This is a genomic window from Micromonospora sp. WMMC415 (genome assembly GCF_009707425.1).
In the GTDB taxonomy this organism is placed as follows: Bacteria; Actinomycetota; Actinomycetes; order Mycobacteriales; family Micromonosporaceae; genus Micromonospora.
Window position 1 is genome coordinate 3,270,998 of the sequence record NZ_CP046104.1, and the last position, 19,363, is coordinate 3,290,360.

Annotated in this window: 14 protein-coding genes; 10 read left to right on the forward strand and 4 right to left on the reverse strand. The window is 71.1% G+C overall.

The genetic code is table 11. From position 1 onward, the window contains the following. Positions 1–34: 34 nt before the first annotated feature. From GKC29_RS15580 to GKC29_RS15625, 10 genes are all read left to right on the forward strand, one after another. Positions 35–1,246: a sodium:proton antiporter gene (locus GKC29_RS15580; protein ID WP_155331519.1), complete on the forward strand. Its 1,212-nt coding sequence runs from the start codon at positions 35–37 to the stop codon at positions 1,244–1,246. Between the two features lie 265 nt (positions 1,247–1,511). Then, entirely contained in the window at positions 1,512–3,197 is a 1,686-nt protein-coding gene (gene araB, locus GKC29_RS15585; RefSeq protein ID WP_155331520.1) for a ribulokinase, read from the forward strand. Beyond that, complete coding sequence (locus GKC29_RS15590) at positions 3,194–3,880, forward strand: L-ribulose-5-phosphate 4-epimerase (protein WP_155331521.1); 687 nt, start codon at positions 3,194–3,196, stop codon at positions 3,878–3,880. Before araB ends, GKC29_RS15590 begins: the two co-directional genes overlap by 4 nt. 130 nt (positions 3,881–4,010) lie before the next feature. After that, entirely contained in the window at positions 4,011–5,006 is a 996-nt protein-coding gene (locus GKC29_RS15595; RefSeq protein WP_155331522.1) for an ABC transporter substrate-binding protein, read from the forward strand. A gap of 88 nt (positions 5,007–5,094) precedes the next feature. Continuing rightward, entirely contained in the window at positions 5,095–6,636 is a 1,542-nt protein-coding gene (locus GKC29_RS15600) for a sugar ABC transporter ATP-binding protein (protein ID WP_155331523.1), read from the forward strand. Continuing rightward, a complete protein-coding gene (locus GKC29_RS15605) occupies positions 6,633–7,703 on the forward strand; it encodes an ABC transporter permease (protein ID WP_155331524.1) in 1,071 nt (356 codons plus the stop codon). Before GKC29_RS15600 ends, GKC29_RS15605 begins: the two co-directional genes overlap by 4 nt. Next, positions 7,700–8,692: a galactofuranose ABC transporter, permease protein YjfF gene (gene yjfF / locus GKC29_RS15610; RefSeq protein ID WP_155331525.1), complete on the forward strand. Its 993-nt coding sequence runs from the start codon at positions 7,700–7,702 to the stop codon at positions 8,690–8,692. Before GKC29_RS15605 ends, yjfF begins: the two co-directional genes overlap by 4 nt. A 26-nt stretch (positions 8,693–8,718) precedes the next feature. Beyond that, complete coding sequence (gene araA / locus GKC29_RS15615) at positions 8,719–10,221, forward strand: L-arabinose isomerase (protein ID WP_155331526.1); 1,503 nt, start codon at positions 8,719–8,721, stop codon at positions 10,219–10,221. A gap of 496 nt (positions 10,222–10,717) precedes the next feature. Further along, positions 10,718–11,707 (forward strand): LacI family DNA-binding transcriptional regulator, encoded by a 990-nt coding sequence (locus GKC29_RS15620; RefSeq protein WP_196255622.1) that lies wholly within the window; start codon positions 10,718–10,720, stop codon positions 11,705–11,707. Positions 11,708–12,032: 325 nt separating this feature from the next. Continuing rightward, positions 12,033–13,550: a non-reducing end alpha-L-arabinofuranosidase family hydrolase gene (locus GKC29_RS15625; protein ID WP_155331528.1), complete on the forward strand. Its 1,518-nt coding sequence runs from the start codon at positions 12,033–12,035 to the stop codon at positions 13,548–13,550. Positions 13,551–13,688: 138 nt separating this feature from the next. Here the strand turns inward: GKC29_RS15625 and GKC29_RS15630 are convergent, their stop codons facing one another. The 4 genes from GKC29_RS15630 to GKC29_RS15645 form a co-directional block, all read right to left on the reverse strand. Then, positions 13,689–14,468, reverse strand: coding sequence for a formate/nitrite transporter family protein (locus GKC29_RS15630; RefSeq protein ID WP_155331529.1), 780 nt, complete (start codon positions 14,466–14,468; stop codon positions 13,689–13,691). Positions 14,469–14,576: 108 nt separating this feature from the next. Continuing rightward, positions 14,577–15,500 carry a mechanosensitive ion channel family protein gene (locus tag GKC29_RS15635; RefSeq protein WP_155331530.1) on the reverse strand — a complete coding sequence of 308 codons (924 nt, stop codon included), beginning with the start codon at positions 15,498–15,500 and terminating at the stop codon, positions 14,577–14,579. 192 nt (positions 15,501–15,692) lie between these two features. Beyond that, the gene (locus GKC29_RS30335; protein WP_155331531.1) at positions 15,693–18,656 is read right to left on the reverse strand and encodes a M48 family metalloprotease; all 2,964 of its coding nucleotides are present in this window, start codon (positions 18,654–18,656) and stop codon (positions 15,693–15,695) included. Beyond that, on the reverse strand, positions 18,653–19,159 hold the full coding sequence (locus GKC29_RS15645) for a hypothetical protein (RefSeq protein ID WP_155331532.1): 507 nt from the start codon (positions 19,157–19,159) through the stop codon (positions 18,653–18,655). The genes GKC29_RS30335 and GKC29_RS15645 overlap by 4 nt, the downstream gene beginning before the upstream one ends. Positions 19,160–19,363 lie beyond the last annotated feature (204 nt).

Here is a 19,363-nt window from a genome sequence, read left to right on the forward strand (position 1 = left end):
AGTGGAGCCACGGCGATCGGGGTAGCGCCGCGGGGTGGAGTCGCTCCATCTCAGCTATGCCCTGGTCGGTGTGCTGGCGGTGTTGCTGGCCTTCCTGTCCAGCGCCATCCGTCGGGCACCGTTCAGCGAGCCGCTGCTCGCTCTCGCCCTGGGCGTCCTGGCGGGCCCGGCTCTCGGGCTGATCGACCTGCCCCATCAGCTGGCGTCCGGCCTGATGCTGGAGGCCAGCAGGATCCTGCTGGCCATCTCGCTGATGGCGGTGGCGCTGCGGTTTCCCCTGTCGGAGTACCGGTCGGTGGTTCGTCAGGTCGGTGTGCTGTTGACCGTGGTCATGGCGGGGATGGCGGTGGTCACCGCCACCCTGGCGTGGCTGGTCCTCGGCCTGCCGCTGGTTCTGGCCGTGCTGCTCGGAGCCTGCCTGACCCCGACCGATCCGGTGCTGGCCTCCAGCATCGTCTCCGGCGGCCCGGCCGAGCGGCAACTGCCGGGTCGGCTGCGGCAGGTGATCAGCGGGGAGTCCGGCGCCAACGACGGACTGGCTTTTGTCTTCGTCGTGCTCGCGCTGATCCCCGCGGCACACCTCACGGCGGGCGGTCAGGTTCGGGAGGCGGTGTGGGGAGTGCTCGGGGCGGTGCTGGTCGGTCTGGTCGTCGGCTACGCGGCTGGTCGGGCGGTCTGCGCGGCCGAAGCCCGGGAGGAGGTCGAGGAGGGCTCTCTGTTGGTCTTCGCGGTGGTGCTCGGCGTGGCGGCCCTGGGTGTCGCCCGGCTGCTGCACACCGACGGGATCCTCGCGGTGTTCGTCACCGGGCTGGCCTACAACGGGGTGATCGGCAACGAGTCGCGGGCCTCGGAGCAGGAACTGGACGACGCGCTGACCCGGTACCTGGTGCTGCCGGTGTTCTTCCTGCTCGGAGTCGAGGTGCCGTGGCGCGAGTGGCATCACCTGGGCTGGCCGGCGGCCGGGTTCGCGGTGGCGGTGCTGCTGTTGCGTCGCTTGCCGCTGGTGCTGGCGGTGCGTCCCGCGCTGAAGATGCCGCGGCGGGACACGGTGTTCCTGGGCTGGTTCGGGCCGGTCGGCGTGTCAGCGCTGTTCTACCTCACGTACAGCGGGGAGGAGGGCGTCCGGGACTGGCGGCTCTGGGCCGCTGGCAGCCTCGTCGTGGTGTTCAGCACCGTCGCGCACGGCGTGACGGCCACGCTGGGCCGCAGCTGGTACGCGGCGCGGTCGTCGCCGCCCCCGGACTGACCGTCGCCACGCAGCCGGCGATGTTCTTGATAACAATCGACGACTGCGTATCGGCGGCACGCGCCCGTCGGCCGGCTGCCCGCACACCCGCCTGCCGGGGTGACGTCGCGACCCGGTGACCGCCCCCAGAATGTCGATCCGCCGTGATCCCCAGGGCGGGGCGGGCCCGGCTGCTCCCTCCCGTTACGGAGCTGTTGCCGGCAGGTGTCTTGACGACGTCGATGTGAGCGTTAACACTAAGCCCGTCGTTGTGCGGAGGTGGGCCATGAGCAGTGTGGACGGTGCCGGCGCGCGGTACGTGGTCGGAGTCGACTACGGCACCCTCTCCGGGCGGGCCCTGGTGGTCCGGGTCAGCGACGGCGCGGAGGTCGGAACCGCGGTGCACGAGTACCGCCACGGCGTGATCGAGTCCGCGCTCCCCGACGAGGGGCCGGCGCTGCCCCCGGACTGGGCGCTGCAGGACCCGGAGGACTACCGGGCCGTGCTGCGCCACGCCGTCCCCGCCGCGCTGGCCGCCGCCGGCGTCGCACCGTCTCAGGTGATCGGCATCGGTACCGACTTCACCGCCTGCACCGTCCTGCCCACCCTTGCCGACGGCACCCCGCTGTGCGAGATCCCGGAACTGCGCCACCGGCCGCACGCCTGGGCGAAGCTGTGGAAGCACCACGCCGCGCAGCCGCACGCCGACCGGATCAACATGCTGGCGCACGAGCGGCGCGAGGGGTGGATCGGCCGCTACGGCGGCAGGATCTCCGCCGAGTGGCAGTTCGCCAAGGGCCTGCAGATCCTTGAGGAGGACCCGGAGACCTACCGGCGCGCCGAGCGCTTCATCGAGGCGGCCGACTGGATCGTGTGGCAGCTGTGCGGCACCGAAACCCGGAACGTCTGCACGGCCGGCTACAAGGGCATCCGGCAGGACGGCCGGTACCCGTCGGGGGACTACCTGAGGGCGCTCAACCCGGGCTTCGCCGATTTCGTGACCAAGCTGGACGGTCCGCTGCTACCCCTGGGCGCCCGCGCCGGCGGCCTCAGCGCCCGGGCTGCCGCCTGGACCGGCCTGCCGGAGGGTATCGCGGTCGCGGTCGGCAACGTCGACGCGCACGTCACGGCCGCCTCCGCCCAGGCCCTGGAGCCCGGCCGGCTGGTGGCCATCATGGGCACCTCCACCTGCCACGTCCTCAACGGCACCCATCCCGCCGAGGTGCCCGGAATGTGCGGTGTCGTCGACGGCGGCATCAGCCCCGGCGCCTGGGGCTACGAGGCCGGGCAGAGCGGCGTCGGCGACATCTTCGGCTGGTTCGTCGCGCACGCGGCCCCGGCCGGGACGGACTCGCACGAACGGTTGACCGAGCTGGCCGCCGCCCAACCGGTCGGCGCGCACGGCCTGGTGGCGCTGGACTGGTGGAACGGCAACCGTTCGCTGCTGGTCAACCACGACCTGAGCGGGCTGATCGTCGGGATGACGCTGGCGACCCGGCCGCAGGACGTCTACCGGGCACTGTTGGAGTCCACCGCGTTCGGCACCCGGATGATCGTCGAGGCGTTCGTCGACGCCGGGGTGCCGGTCACCGACCTGGTCGTGGCCGGCGGTCTCACCTCGAACTCACTGTTGATGCAGATCTACGCCGACGTCACCGACCGCCCATTGAGCATCATCGGCTCGGCCCAGGGCCCGGCACTCGGTTCGGCGATCCACGCGGCGGTCGCCGCCGGGGCGTACCCGTCGATCCACGAGGCGTCGGCGGCGATGGGCCGGGTCCACGAGGCGGTCTACCGACCGGATCCGGGCAACGTGCGGGCGTACGACGCCCTCTACGCCGAGTACCGCGCCCTGCACGACCACTTCGGTCGTGGCGGCAACGACGTCATGCTCCGCCTGCGGACGATCCGGAACGCGGCCCTCGACGCGGCCGCGGCGCAGGCCGACCCGGTTCTGGAGGTGGTCGGATGAACGGCGACGTGGCTCGACAGGTGGCCGAGCTGCGGGACACCGTTGCCCGCCTGCACGGCGAACTCACCCGGTACGACCTGGTGGCATGGACCGCCGGCAACGTCTCGGCCCGGGTCCCCGACCAGAACCTGATGGTCATCAAGCCCAGCGGCGTCCACTACGACGATCTCACGGCGGACAGCATGGTGGTCTGCGACCTCAACGGAAACGTCGTCGACGGGGCCGGCTCCCCGTCCAGCGACAACGCCGCCCACGCCTACGTCTACCGGGCGATGCCCGAGGTCGGCGGCGTCGTCCACACGCACAGCGGTTACGCCACCGCCTGGGCGGCCCGGGGCGAGGCGATCCCGTGCTTCCTGACCGCTCAGGCCGACGAGTTCGGCGGGGAGATCCCGGTCGGGCCGTTCGCCTTGATCGGCGGGGACGACATCGGCAAGGGGATCGTCAGCACCCTGTCCGGGCACCGCTCGTCCGCGGTGCTCATGCGCAACCACGGGGTCTTCACGATCGGCAGGGACGCCCGCGCGGCGGTCAAGGCAGCGGTGATGTGCGAGGACGTCGCCCGCACCGCACACCTGGCCCGCGCGCTCGGGCAGCCGTTGCCGATCGCGCAGGCCGACATCGACTCGCTTCACCACCGGTACCAGACCGTCTACGGCCAGCGCCAGCCGACGACCGGGTGACCGGCCGTCCACGAACACCCTGACCCGCACCACTCGTCCGGCGCGATCCCTTCTCGCACCAACCCCCACCACACCGGAGTCGCCGGACTCAGGCGGCGCGAACCGGGCTACCCAACCCCGAGGAGAACCGATGAGAACCAGGAGAACGGCACGCACCACCATCGCGGTACTCGCCGCCGTACTGCTCGCGGGCAGCGTGGCGGCGTGCGGAAACAGCGACACCGGCGGCGGCGGAGACGGCGGCGACGGGAAGATCGTTCTGGGCTTCTCCCAGGTCGGCGCGGAGAGCGGCTGGCGGACGGCGAACACCACCTCGATCAAGGACGCCGCCACCGAGGCGGGGATCGAGCTGAAGTTCGACGACGCCCAGCAGAAGCAGGAGAACCAGATCAAGGCGATCCGCAACTTCATCCAGCAGAAGGTCGACGTGATCGCCTTCTCGCCGGTGGTGGAGTCCGGGTGGGACACCGTCCTCAAGGAGGCCAAGGACGCGGGTATCCCGGTGATCCTCACCGACCGGGCCGTGGACTCGGCGGACAAGACGCTCTACAAGACCTTCCTCGGCTCGGACTTCATCAAGGAGGGCCGGCTGTCCGGGGAGTGGCTGGTGGAGAACACCAAGAACGCCACCGGACCGGTGAACATCGTCGAGTTGCAGGGCACCACCGGATCGGCGCCGGCGAACGACCGCAAGAAGGGCTTCGCCGAGGCCATCGCCGCCAACCCGAACCTCAAGATCATCGCTTCCCAGTCGGGTGACTTCACCCGCGCCGGCGGCAAGCAGGTCATGGAGCAGTTCCTCAAGGCCAACCCGGACATCGACGTGCTCTTCGCGCACAACGACGACATGGGCCTGGGGGCGCTCGAGGCGATCACCGCGGCCGGCAAGACGCCCGGCAAGGACATCGTCATCATCACCATCGACGCGGTGAAGGACGGCATGCAGGCCCTCGCGGACGGCAGGTTCAACTTCATCGCGGAGTGCAGCCCGCTGCTCGGCCCACAGCTGATGGACCTGGTGAAGAAGGTCCACGCGGGCGAGGAGGTGCCGCCGCGGATCGAGACCGAGGAAACCACCTTCACGCAGGAGCAGGCCAAGGAGGCGCTGCCCAACCGCAAGTACTGACCCGACGCCGGGCCGCCGTCGCACCGGACGGCGGCCCCGGCCCGTCGCTCGCTTCCGTACCGACACCGTCCAGAGAAGGTCCGATGGGATGACGGGTAGCCGTCCGGTCCTGACCATGACCGGGATCAGCAAGATCTTCCCCGGGGTCCGCGCACTCCACGACGTCGACTTCCGGCTGTTTCCCGGCGAGGTCCACGCCCTGATGGGCGAGAACGGCGCCGGCAAGTCGACACTGATCAAAGTGTTGACCGGCGTCCACGGCATCGACGAGGGCACCATCACCCTCGCCGGTGAACAGGTCGCCTTCAACGGGCCGATGCAGGCCGCCGCAGCCGGCGTCAGCACCGTCTACCAGGAAGTCAATCTCTGCACCAACCTGTCGGTGGCGGAGAACATCTTCATCGGCCGGGAGCCGCGTCGCCTGGGCGCCGTCCGGTGGGGTGAGATGCGCCGGCGGGCGCGGGAACTCCTGGCCCGGCTCGATCTCGACCTGGACGTCACCGCGCAGCTGGGCACGTACTCGCTGGCCGTGCAGCAGATGGTGGCCATCGCCCGGGCGATCGACGTGCGGGCCCGGGTGCTGATCCTCGATGAGCCGACCTCCAGCCTGGACGCCGGCGAAGTCGCGCAACTGTTCCGGATCATGCGACAGCTCCGGGACGAGGGCATCGCGATCCTGTTCGTCACCCACTTCCTCGACCAGGTGTACGCCATCGCCGACCGCATCACCGTGCTGCGCAACGGCGCCCGGGTGGGGGAGTACCGGACCGGGGAGCTGCCGCAGTTCAGCCTGGTCGAGAAGATGATCGGCAAGGAGCTCGACGTCCTGGAGCGCCTCGACGAGCAGCAGCGACGTACCACGGCCGTCCAATCCGACGACAGCCCGCTGATCGACGCCGCGGAGCTGGGCCGCAAGGGCGCGGTCGCCCCGTTCAGCCTGCGCATCCAGGCCGGTGAGGTGGTCGGCCTGGCCGGCCTGCTCGGGTCCGGTCGCACCGAGGTGGCGCGGCTGCTCTTCGGCGCCGACCGTGCCGACCACGGGCAGGTCGCGGTGGACGGCGACAAGGTGTCGTTGCGTAGTCCGGGCGCGGCGATCGACCGCGGGGTCGGCTTCTGCTCGGAGAACCGCCGCGCGGAGGGCATCATCCCCGAGCTGTCGGTCCGCGAGAACATGATCCTCGCGATGCAGGCCGCGCGCGGTTGGCTGCGGCCCATTCCCCGCCGCCGGCAGGACGAGCTGGTCGAGCGGTACGTCGAGGCGCTCAGCATCCGGCCGCCGAACCCGGACCTGCCGGTGCGCAACCTCTCCGGCGGTAACCAGCAGAAGGTGCTCCTGGCCCGCTGGCTCATCACCGAACCGCGCCTGCTCGTCCTCGATGAGCCCACCCGCGGCATCGACGTCGGCGCGAAGGCCGAGATCCAGAAGCTGGTGGTGGAACTCTCCGACGGGGGGATGGCGGTGCTGTTCATCTCCGCCGAGCTGGAGGAGGTGCTGCGCCTGAGCCACCGGGTGGCCGTCATGCGTGACCGGACGATGGTCGCCCAACTCACCAACGACGAGACCCTCGACGCCGACCGGATCATGCAGACCATCGCCGGCGGGTCGCACCGTGCGGAGGTGCACCCGTGAAACTCCTCGCCGACCGCGTACGCCCGCTCACCGGCCACCGGCTGTTCTGGCCCGCCCTCGTGCTCGTCCTCATGATCGTCGCCAACACGATCTACCGGCCCGGGTTCCTCGCCGTCGAGGTCAAGGACGGGCATCTCTACGGCACACCGATCGACATCCTGCGGCTGAGCGCGCCGTTGATCCTCGTCGCTCTCGGCATGACCCTCGTCATCGCCACCGGCGGGATCGACCTGTCCGTCGGCTCGCTCTGTGCCATCAGCGGCGCCATCGCATGTCTGCACATCAGCCGGTCACCCGACCAGAACAGCCTCTCCACCGTCTTCACCGCGCTCGCCCTGGCCCTCGGGGCCGCGCTCGTGCTCGGCATGTGGAACGGGGTGCTGGTCGCCGTCATCGGCATCCAGCCCATCATCGCCACGCTGATCCTGATGGTGGCCGGTCGAGGGCTCGCCCAGTTGACCACCGAGGGGCAGATCATCACGATCAACTCCGGTCCGTACCGGGCGATCGGGCTCGGACACTTCCTGACACTCCCGCTGGCGATCTTCATCGCACTCGCGGCGGCGCTGCTCGTCGCCGCGTTCACCCGCCGCACCGCCCTCGGCCTGATCGTCGAGTCCGTCGGCGGCAACGCCGAGGCCAGCAGGCTGGCCGGCATCCGCTCGCGCCGCGTCATCTTCCTGGTGTACGTGGTCAGCGCCGCCTGCGCCGCGCTCGCCGGCTTCATGATCACCGCGAACGTGTCCAGTGCGGACGGCAACGCCGCCGGCCTCTGGATCGAACTCGACGCGATCCTCGCGGTGGTCATCGGCGGCACCTCCCTCGCCGGCGGGCGGTTCTCCCTCAGCGGCACGGTCCTCGGCGCGCTGATCATCCAGACCCTCACCACCACGGTGTACGCCATGGACATCTCGCCGCAGACGTCCCTGCTGTTCAAGGCGGTCGTCGTCATCGCCGTCTGCCTCATCCAGTCCCCCGGGTTCCGCGCCCGGTTCCGCCGCCGCCACGGCGGAGCCGTACCCGGTCCCGCGGCCTCGCAACGGGAGAAGGAGCAGGTGCCGGCATGAGCAGCACGTCGCTGACCACCGGCCGTACCGGGCGGCCCAGCCTGCCCCGCCGGCACGTCCCGGTCCTGGCCACCCTCGCCCTGCTGCTGGTCATGTACGGCATCGGCGTGTCCCAGTACCGGGCCTTCTCCAACATCCAGGTCGTCTTCAACGTCTTCATCGACAACGGGTTCCTGCTCGTCGTCGCGGTCGGTATGACCTTCGTGATCCTCACCGGCGGCATCGACCTGTCCGTCGGCTCGGTGGCCGCCATGACCGCGATGGTGTCGGCCGCCCTGCTCCAGGACGGGTTGCCCGCGGCCCTGGTGCTCGTCATCGCGCTGCTGATCGGTCCGGCGCTCGGGCTCCTGATGGGCTGTGCGATCCACTTCTTCGACATCCAGCCGTTCATCGTCACCCTCGCGGGAATGTTCTTCGCCCGGGGCATGTGCACGTTCATCAGCGACGCGTCCATCCCCATCACCGACGGCTTCTGGACGGCCATGTCGCAGGAGCGCATCGGCAATCCCGCCGGGAACTTCGTGTCGATCAGCGTGTTGATCGCGTTCGCGGTGGTGCTCGTCGCCGCGTACGTCTTGGCGTACACGCGCTTCGGCCGCACCGTGTACGCCATCGGCGGCAACTCCCACTCCGCGCTGCTGATGGGCCTGCCGGTCGGCCGTACCCGGATCGCCGTCTACACGGTCAGCGGGCTCTGCTCGGCCATCGGCGGCATCCTGCTGTCGTTCTACACGCTCTCCGGTGCGCCGCTGATCGCCATCGGCATGGAACTCGACGTGATCGCGGCCGTCGTCATCGGCGGCACGGTCCTCACCGGCGGATCCGGCTACGTCTTCGGCACCGTCCTCGGCGTGCTGGTGCTGGGCGTCATCCAGACCCTGATCACGTTCGACGGCAGCCTCAACTCCTGGTGGACCAAGATCGTGATTGGCGGCCTGCTCTTCGCCTTCATCCTCCTCCAGCGCCTCATCGGCATCCGCTTCAAGTGACCGCCCCTACCGCGGAAGGCAACGACATGGCAAGCCACCCCCGGCCCGAGGTCTGGTTCCTCACCGGCAGCCAGGGCCTGTACGGCGAGGAGACCCTCCGGCAGGTCGCCGACCAGTCCCGGCAGATCGCCGCGCGGCTGGACGAGTCACCGGACATCCCCGCCCGAGTGGTCTGGAAGCCGGTCCTGACCTCCAGCACCGACATCCTCACGGCGTGCCGGGACGCGACCGCGCGGGGAGCGGTCGGGGTGATCGCCTGGATGCACACCTTCTCCCCGGCGAAGATGTGGATCGCGGGGCTGGACGCGCTGCAGACACCACTGCTGCACCTCCACACCCAGGCCAACGTCCTGCTGCCGTGGGACGAGATCGACATGGATTTCATGAACCTGAACCAGGCCGCCCACGGCGACCGCGAGTTCGGGTACATCCAGACCCGGCTCGGTGTCGCCCGCAAGACCGTCGCCGGCCACGTCACCGACCCTCGGGTCGTCGGACGCGTCGGCGCCTGGGCCCGCGCCGCCATCGGCTGGTCGGCCGTGCGATCGCTGCGGCTCGCCCGGTTCGGCGACAACATGCGCGACGTCGCCGTGACCGACGGCGACAAGGTCGAGGCTGAGCTGCGCTTCGGCGTGTCGGTCAACACCTACGGCGTCAACGACCTCGTCGCCGTGGTCGACCAGGTCGCCGAGGCGCAGGTGGACGACCTGGTCAAGGAGTACGACGACACCTACCGGGTCGACCCGCAGCTGCGGCCCGGCGGCCGGCGGCACGCCTCCCTGCGGTACGCCGCGCGCCTGGAGGTCGGCCTGCGCACGTTCCTGGACGACGGCGGCTTCCGGGCGTTCACCACCAACTTCGAGGACCTCGGTGGCCTGCGGCAGCTTCCGGGGATCGCCGTGCAGCGCCTGATGGCCGACGGATACGGCTTCGGCGGCGAGGGTGACTGGAAGACCTCCGTCCTGGTCCGGATGCTCAAGGCGATGGCGGTCGGCGTCGACGGTGGCACCTCCTTCATGGAGGACTACACCTACGACCTCACCCCGGGTCAGGAACTCGTCCTCGGCGCGCACATGCTCGAGGTGTGCCCGAGCATCGCCGCCGGTGTGCCGAACGTGGAGATCCACCCGCTGAGCATCGGAAGCCGGGAAGACCCGGTGCGGCTGGTCTTCGACGCCGCGCCGGGTCCGGCCGTGGTGCTGGGCATGGCGGACATGGGGGAGCGGTTCCGGCTGGTGGCCAACGTCGTCGACGTCGTGCCACCGCCGCACCCGCTGCGCCGGCTGCCGGTGGCCCGGGCGGTCTGGCGGCCCCGTCCACACCTGCCCGGCTCGGCGGAGGCGTGGATCACCGCCGGCGCTCCCCACCACACGGTGCTCTCACAGGCGGTCGGTGTGGAGGAACTGCGCGACCTGGCCGAGATTTCCCGTACCGAGCTGGTGGTCATCGACGCCGACACCGACCCGAGCCGCTTCGCCGACGAACTGCGGTGGAACCAGGCGTACTACCGGCTCGCCCGGGGCTTCTGAACCAGTGGTCGGGTAACGACGGGAACCGGCGGCAGTGACAGTTCGTGGATTCGCGTAGTGGTTGGTACCGGTTGACGTCACGGCCGGAAATTCTCCCCGAGGCGGGATTGCGAGAACCATTTGACGCGCTTTCGTCCCGGTGAACGCACCGGCCGGCAATGCCGTTCCCGTTCCCGCCCGCGGCGCGGGAACGGACCTCTCACTCGCAGGCCGGAAAGAGGTGGTGGCCGCTTGTGCGGTGCCGCCAGTCCCGCGGAAAAGAATGGTGTCCGCCAATTCATCGCCATTCCGGCGGGAACACTCGACCGGGAGCTCTGCCGCGCCGTGGGCGTCATGACAACTGGCGTAGACTGGCGGCGATCCGGCACCGGCCGCTCGGAAACACCGCGGTGGCGGCTGCCCGAACGATTCGTCCCTCCAGGGGGCTTCCGCCGACCGGGCGGCGCGGTCGTCGAGGGCGAGGCGGGAGAGGGAGGTGGCCGTGCGCGGTCCTGCGATGACGGACGTGGCTCGCCTCGCCGGCGTCTCCCACCAGACCGTGTCTCGGGTGCTGAACGGGCACCCCAACGTACGCGAGCAGACCCGGCTACGGGTCCAGGCGGCGATCGCCGAACTCGGCTACCGGCCGAACCGGGCGGCCCGCGCGCTGGTGACCGGCCGGTCGCAGGTGATCGGCGTGGTCGCGCAGAACACCACCCTCTACGGCCCGGCGTCCCTGCTGGCCGCCCTTGAGCAGGAGGCCGCGGAGGCCGGCTTCGCCGTCAGTGTCGGCAGCGTCCGCGACCTGGATCATCAGTCGATCTCGGCGGCGGTGGAGCGGCACCTGGCTCACCGGGTCGCCGGCATCGTGGTGATCGCGCCGGTCGAGTCGGCGGGGGAGGCTCTGGAACGCCTACCCAAGGACGTTCCGCTGGTCACGGTGGACGGTGACCCGCGCCGGCCGGTGCCGCTGGTGACGGTCGACCAGGTGGCCGGCGCCCGCGCGGCCACCCAGCACCTACTCGACGCCGGGCACCGCACGGTATGGCACGTGTCGGGGCCGCCGGACTGGTTCGACAGCGCCGGGCGGATCGAGGGATGGCGGGAGGCGTTGCAGGCGGCCGGTGCCGAGATCCCACCGCTGGTGCCGGCGGACTGGTCCGCGGCGGCCGGCTACCGGTGCGGGCAGATGCTGGTCCGGATGCCGGAGGTCACCGCGATCTTCACGGCCAACGACCACCTGGCGCTCGGTGTGCTGCGCGCTCTGCACGAGCACGGTCGGCGGGTGCCCGACGACATCAGCGTGGTCGGTTTCGACGACGTGCCGGAGGCAGCGTACTTCATCCCGCCGCTGACCACCGTGCGACCCGACTTCGCCGCGGTCGCCCAGGCGAGTCTGGACCTGCTGCTCGCCCAGATCGAGACGAACAGCACCGGCCCCGGGCGGCACACCATTGCACCGACCCTGATCCCTCGCCGCAGCGTCGGCGCCCCACCGCGCCGCTGAACCGGTCGCCGGGCCCGTCTCCGGGGGCCACCGGCCCATCCTGGAATCCGGTGGGCTGCTCGATCGGGGTAGAGGCGGCACCGCCCCGGTGAAACTCAGAAGACGGCAGCTTGACTAGCCGCGTGTTATCGCTCACAGTCGATAGTTAAGGGCGACGACGTCTGCGGCTCACCGGGCAGCGCTTTCGTCGGAGGGTTCGGATCAGGCGTACCCCAAGGGTGTGCGGACGCATTGTTAGCGCTAACGCTTCTCGAGGCGGGCGCACCACGCGCCGCACGGTGCGCCCATCGTCGAAAACCGTTGGGTTCAGCACTGGAGGAGGATCATGTTTGCCTTTGGTAGGTCTCCATCACTTGCGCCGCCGTCTCGGCGGGGCTGGCTGCCTCGGGTCGTAGCCGCCGGTGTGACGGCGGTCGTGGTCGGTGTCACCGCCGCGGCGGTGGTGTCGACACCCGCCGCCGCGGCGACAGTCGACCCGACCGCCTGGTACGTGTTGATCAACCGCAACAGTGGCAAGGCGTTGGACGTGTACAACCTGGCCACGAATGACGGTGCTCGGATCGTGCAGTGGGCGCGGAACAACGGCAACCAGCAGCAGTGGCAGTTCGTGGACTCGGGCGGTGGCTACTACCGGCTGAGGTCGCGGCTGTCCGGCAAGGTGCTGGACGTCTACAACTGGTCGACCGCCAACGGCGCCGGCATCGTGCAGTGGACCGATCACAACGGGACCAACCAGCAGTTCCGGTTGGCCGACTCCGATGGTGGCCATGTCCGTCTGATCAGCCGGCACAGCAACAAGGTGGTGGAGGTGCAGGGTGCCTCGACCGCCGACGGTGGGAACATCGTGCAGTACGACGACTGGAACGGCGCCAACCAGCAGTGGCAACTCGTCCGCGTCGACGGCGGGGGCACCCCTACGACGCCGCCGCCCGGCACGTGCGCGCTTCCGTCGACGTACCGCTGGACGTCGACAGGTGTGCTGGCGAACCCGAGGTCGGGGTGGGTCTCGCTCAAGGACTTCACCCACGCCCCCTACAACGGCCGGCATCTCGTCTACGCCACGACGCATGACACGGGCACGACGTGGGGCTCGATGAACTTCGGTCTCTTCACGAACTGGTCGGACATGGCCTCGGCGAGCCAGAACCCCATGCCGTTCGCGGCTGTCGCGCCGACCCTGTTCCACTTCGCCCCGAGAAACGTCTGGGTGCTGGCCTACCAGTGGGGTGGCCCGGCGTTCTCCTACCGCACGTCGACCGACCCGACCAACGTGAACAGCTGGTCGGCGCCGCAGACACTCTTCTCCGGCAGCATCTCCAACTCCTCGACCGGACCCATCGACCAGGCACTCATCGGTGACGACACGAACATGTACCTGTTCTTCGCCGGGGACAACGGCAGGATCTACCGGGCCAGTATGCCCATCGGCAACTTCCCGGGCAGTTTCGGCTCCACCTCGACGGTGATCATGAGCGACTCCACGAACAACCTGTTCGAAGCGGTTCAGGTCTACAAGCTCCAGGGCCAGAACCGATACCTCATGCTCGTCGAGGCGATCGGCGCACAGGGCCGCTACTTCCGCTCGTTCACCGCCACCAGCCTGGGCAGTTCGTGGACACCGCAGGCCGCAACCGAGAGCAACCCGTTCGCCGGCAGAGCCAACAGTGGCGCCACCTGGACCAACGACATCAGCCACGGCGAGCTGATCCGGGCCAACGCCGATCAGACCATGACTGTCGATCCCTGCAATCTGCAGTTGCTCTACCAGGGCCGTTCCCCCAACTCCGGCGGCGACTACGGCCTCCTGCCGTACCGACCGGGTCTGCTGACGCTGCAACGCTAGCAACGGCGCCCAGGGCCGACCGGGCGTCGGCGCAGCCCGCGACCATGATCGGCTGACCCGGGCCGGCTCGGTGCAAGGCCGAGCCGGCCCGGGTCACAGGTGCCGAGGTCGCCGGGTCGGACAGTCCGGCCGGTCGGCTCAGGCGCTGGACCTGACCTGCACAGCGTGGGTCAGGGTCATCAGCAGCAGGCCGCCCAGCAGGTTTCCGGCACCCGAGAGGACGACGTTGAGCCCCAGGTCGGCGTAGGACACGTGGGCGCCGAGCCAGATGCCGAACAACAGGTGCAGGCCGGAGACCACGACGTGGTCGAACGGACCGAGGGCGAGGAAGAAGCCGACCACGTACGCCAGGACGATGCGGCTACCGGCGGAGCCGACGGCGTGCAGCAGGTACGACAGCAGGGTCAGCAGGGTTCCGGCGGCGATGCCCCGGGTGAAGGTCCCAAGGCCTCCCTTCGCGGCGATCTCCTCCGCGACGAGGGCGAGGGTGTGATGGGCGCGGGACGGCAGGGTTCCCTCGACGGTGAACACGGCCGCCATGACCGCGCCGCCGACGAAGTTGAGGACGAGCACCAGGATCCACAGCCGCGCGAGCTGCCAGACGGCCGGGATCCGCCGGCGGGCCACCGCCGCGGCCACGGGGTCGAAGAAGTTCTCGGTGAACAGTTCGGTGCGGCCGACGACCACGAAGACCAGACCGATGCCGAACGCCAGCGCGCCGACCAGGTGCCCCACCCCGGAGGCGAAATCGGGCGCCGCCAGTTCGCGGGCGACGCCCAGCGCGACGATCCCGAACACGATGGTGACCCCCGCGATGAACCCCGTGGACGCCTGTTCCAGGGCGCTCATCGACAGCCGGCGCTCGCCCTCCGACCGGGCCCGGACGTACACATGCTCCGGGCTGGGTTCTCCTGCCATCCTGCGGGCGTACCCGATTCTGTCCGGCGGAACCGCATCCGCGGACCAGTCGTCGGCGGGGGGAGGTCGGCCGGACGTGGGTGGGGACACTTCCACCGGGCGAGGCGGTCATCGCTCAGCCTGCATGGCCGCGTCGGCCGTCGTCGATGGCGTGCGGACGGTGATGTCCTGGGTGACCGAGGCCACGCGCAGACCGTGCTCGGCGAGGCGGTCCAGGACGCGGCGGGTGACCTGATCCTTGACCTGACGGGCGGCGCGTACCGGCACCACGAAGCGGGCGGTCAGTTCCACCCAGTTCGGTGTGGCGCGGATGAAGACCCGGGCATCGACCTCGGCCTCGGCGACCGGGTAGCGGTGTCGCATCTGAGCTATCGCGCGCCGAGCCTCCGCCGTGGAGGAGATCGACTCCGCCTCCTCCCATAGGATGCGTTCGGCCAGGTGCCAGTCGGCGTCGTACCGGATGGGCAGGGTGAGTTCCTCCCAGAGATGGTCGAGCACCGTGCTGCTGTTGTAGACGGGTGCGGTGAACACGAACCGGTTGGACAGCGACACCACCCGCCCGGTGTACTGCCGTCCACGGATCCACGACTCCGGGTCGGTGGACGACCCGCTCTCCAGGATCCGGGTACGCAGCGGTGTGATGTCGAGAACGTCGCCGCGGACGCCGCACATCTGGATCCGGTCGCCGACCCGGAACTGACGACCGGTGAGGATGCTGATCCAGCCGGCGAAGGCACCGATGACCTCCTGCATGGCCAGGGCCAGGCCCGCGGCGATCAGCCCGACGACGACGCCGATCCGACCGGCGAAGGGCCGCCAGAGAATGGCCAGACCGATCAGCAGCACCGCGACGGTGACGTAGTGCACCGCCTTGCGGAGGTAGTAGCGGGTGTGCGTGTCGTCCACCCGGCGGGTGGACAGGCGCCCTGCGATGATCGCGAACAGCGCCGCCGCCACGATCATCACCAGGGTGGTCACCAGGCGACCGGTCACGGTGCTGGTGTCCCACACCGCCTCGAGGAACGCATCCATGGGTCGTGTCCCGTGCCGCTGGTGCCGCTGTCGCCCTGACCCTAGACAGCTTCCACGGGATGCCGCCAACGTTTCCGTCGGCTTCCCCCTCGGGTGGGGAACGGCGGCGGCCCCGCCAGCGCGCCCGTTGCTCGTTCGCACCGGCTGACCTGAGGTCGATGCTGCTGTGCCGGCCAGCGAACGGGATGCGCGTCAGCGCGGCAGGCGCGACGGTGCGGACGGGCCCGGGAGCTGTCGGGCCGGCGTGGCGGCCGGGGCAGCGGTGAGCGGCGCCGACAGGGCGGCCACGGTGCGGGTCACCGCCTGGCGGAGCAGGTTGTCGTCCAGCGGTTCCATGACGGCGGTCATCTGCACGCTGACCAGGTTGTGTCCGATGCGGATCAGGATGTAGGCGGAGGTCCCGGTCAGCGTCATCCCGGAACCGGCGGCGGACATCCGCAGGTCGACCCGCCAGGACTGTTCGCCCAGGCCGGGCGCGGCCCCTGGCACCACGTCGACGGTGATGGGTGGTTCTCCGCGGGTGACGAAGCGGCGGCACGCAGCGCGTTCGGCCTCGGCCTGTGTGAGCACCGTCGCGGGGACCCGGTCGGCGTACGAGGTGACCCCGACTTCGAGGGTGGTGGAGGCCAGCGGCACCGGGCCGGGTCGGGTCTCGTAGCGGAGCGTCGTGTCGACCCGTTCGTGTGGCGTGAGCGGGTCCAGGAACCGGTCGCGGACGAACGGTAGGCAGGTGTCGGGGGTGATGGGGTTCTCCGGCGCCTTGCTCCACGGTTTCGACAGCCAGTGAGCCGGCAGGGCCGGTTTGACCGCTCGGGCCGCCGTCTCGGCCTCCGTCTTCGTCAGTAACCGGCCCGGGTCGGCGGCGTGGCCGGGTCGCGGGGGCGGCGGTGCGGGTGGGCGGGCGGTCGGGGACGGCGATCCGGTGACGGCGGCTGCGGCGGCGTACCTGGCGGTGCCGGGAGCGCGTAGCAGCGCGGCGGCGGGCCCGCTCGCCAGCAGGGCCAGGGCGAGCGCGACGCCGGAGGCGCCGAGCGGCGCTGCCCACCTTCGTGCGGCGTGCACCGGATCGGTACCTCCGCCAGAGACCTCCGCCGGCACCGACCGCGCCGCCGCCGGCGGCGGCGGCGGGGGTGGCGTCCGGGACGCGGTCCGGGGCTTCCGGCTCCGGACGGCAGCCACCGCCGCGAGTGCCGGGACGGTGAGCACTGTCAGGTACAGCAGCCACACCAGCGGGGCGACGGCGTGCATCCGGAACCGCCACAGGTTCGGCGGCAAGCCGGCGACCAACGACTGGACGTGCAGCGCGACGCCGACCGCCGCCGTCGTCGTCCAGGCGGCGACGATCGCGGTCGAAACGGCGTGCCGTCGACGCCGGACACCGAGGGCCACCAGGACCGCCCAGCCGGCCAGTGCCGCCGCCCACTGCCCGTCCTGCAGCACCGCCATCAACTCGGCGACGGTGCGAGCCGGATGCCGGGCGGCGTGCACCGCCGCCACCGCGGCGGCGGCAAGCGTGGCACCGGCGGCGGCCAGTGCGGGCACCCGCCACCACCCCCGCCCCGCCCTGCGACGGAGCAGCACGGCGAGGGCCAGCGGTACGAGCGCCGACAGCGACCACCACACCGTCGGCGCGAAGAAGACGAACCAGTCGTGGACGTAGCCGCGCGGGGAACGGACGGCCTGCGAGGCGACCGGTACCGCCCAGACGGCGGGGGCCACGACGGCGCCCACAGCGAGGTAACTCACCGCCCGCCACGTGCGGTCGCGCACGTCGGGCGACGGGGCCGCGTCGGCGAGCAGCCGCGCGACGAGGACACAGAGCACGGTGAGCGAGGTGCCCGCCACGGCGGTCACGGCGGCGTTGCTCAGCGCGGACCCGGGGTCGGTGGTGCCTCCGGGGAAGGCGACCGCGTCGATCCCCGAGGTGACCGGCAGCAGGAACGCCCCGGCGACGAAGCCGGCCGCCGCCCCCGCCACCGGCCGCCACCAGACCCCGGCACCGTCGGCGCCGCGGTTGGCGGTTGCGCGGCGGAACAACGCCGGGGTGAGGCCGAGACCGAACAGCAGCCCGGCAACGACGGCCGGCGGCCCCGATGCGTCACGGGTCGCGTCCAGGGCGTGGGCGACGCCGTTCGCGGCGCCCATCGCGGTCACGGTGACGACGGCCGTGACGAGGGCGTGGGTGAAGCCGCCATCGAAGGTGGCCGCCGGTGCCGACAGAGCCGCGATCCGCGCCGTGGGATCCGGATGGCGGCCCAGGGCGCGGCGCAGCAGACGACGCGGCCCGGCCCGTCCCGTGCCGGCCGGTGCCTGGGCCAGCAGGGCGGCGAGCGGGTCCGGGCCGCCATCGTCGGCGACGAGCCGGTCGGCGGCGTGCTCGCGCAGCCGCAGCAGCGCCGCCGCGAGCAGCGCGATCGCCGCGACCAGGATCGCCGAGCGGACCAGCGCCGGCGTAACGGCCGGCCAGTTGTCCCGGGGGCGCAGGGCCGCCACCGCCAGCACCGCCGGAAGAACCACCCACGGCAGCCCACGCATGGTCGACACCCAGGCCACGTCACGCGCCCGGACGTGTGCCAGCTCGTGCCGGACGACCGGGTCGAAGCGGGCCGGATCGGCGTGTGCTGCCGCGACCGCCGCCGGCAGCACGACCAACGGCCGCCCTCCAGGCCGGGCGGTGGTGAACGCCTCACGCACCGGCGGACCGGCCACCATCAGCTGAGGCGCGCGCCGGCCGGTCAGCCCGGCCTCGGCGCAGAGCACGGCGAAACGCTCCTGCGCGGCCGGCAGGGCGAGCCGGTGCCGCCGCAGCCGGGTGGCATCGACCAGCGGCACCAGCACCAGGAGTACGGCGAGGCCGGCCACCAGCAGCGCGGCGCCGGCGAGCATGGTCCAGCCGCGCAGCTGTGTCGGTTCGCGCATACAACCAAGGAAGGCGTTCACCGTCGCGAGGTCATGGTCCGGCCCGGTGAACGGGTAGCCGGGGAAGGCCCGATCGCACCCGGTCAGGGCCACCGCGTACCCGGCCGCCAGCGGCCGGTAGGCGTGGAACACCAGGTCGCCCACCATCGCACCGAAGCTGGCGGTCAGCGCGGCGACGAGCACGTACAGCCAGGTGAGCGGCGCCGGCGCGGATCGCTGCGTCGACGGCGCTGTCACGTGGCTTCGGAGTCGAGATGCAGGGCACCCACCACGGCGTCGGCGAGGACCCGCGCCCGCGCGGCGTCGAGGCCCAGCGCGGTGGCGTGCTGACGGCACGCGTACCGCAGCCGGCGGGCCTGCTCAGCGGTGAGCGCCAACCGCGGCGGCTTTCCCCCCTCGCCAGGCTCGACGACCCCGACCACCACCGGTGGCTCGCTCTGCCGGCGCCGCCACCAACGTCGGCCCAGCAGGGCCCCGCCGAGGACGAGTACCTCGGCGACGGCCTGCCCGGCGGCCTGAAGGGCGACCTCGGTGACGAGGACCGTCTCGACGCCGAAGCCGACCGACCGTCCCGGCGCGGACCAGCGGACCCGCTCGGGCCGTCTCCGCCATTCAGCGGCGAGCTCGTCGAAGACGGCCAGTTCCTCGGGGGCGAGGCGGGCGACCGCGACCCGGGCGGCGGCGACCGCGACGTCGACGGCCGGCGGCGCGGCATCCGATCGCTCGATACGGTCGGTCACGGGAACCACCCTTCGCCAGGTCGATCAGCTCGCCACTACGTCACCCAAGTCAACACGCCCCGGTCAACGACTTCGATCACCATCCCGACAGGGGTTCGTAACCGGCCGGACGCGGACCTGCGCGGGTACGCCGGGTATGAACTGGCACCGGGCACCCGGCCGCGCCCGCCGAGATCCGGCGACCCGGGCAGCAGCGTTCGCCGC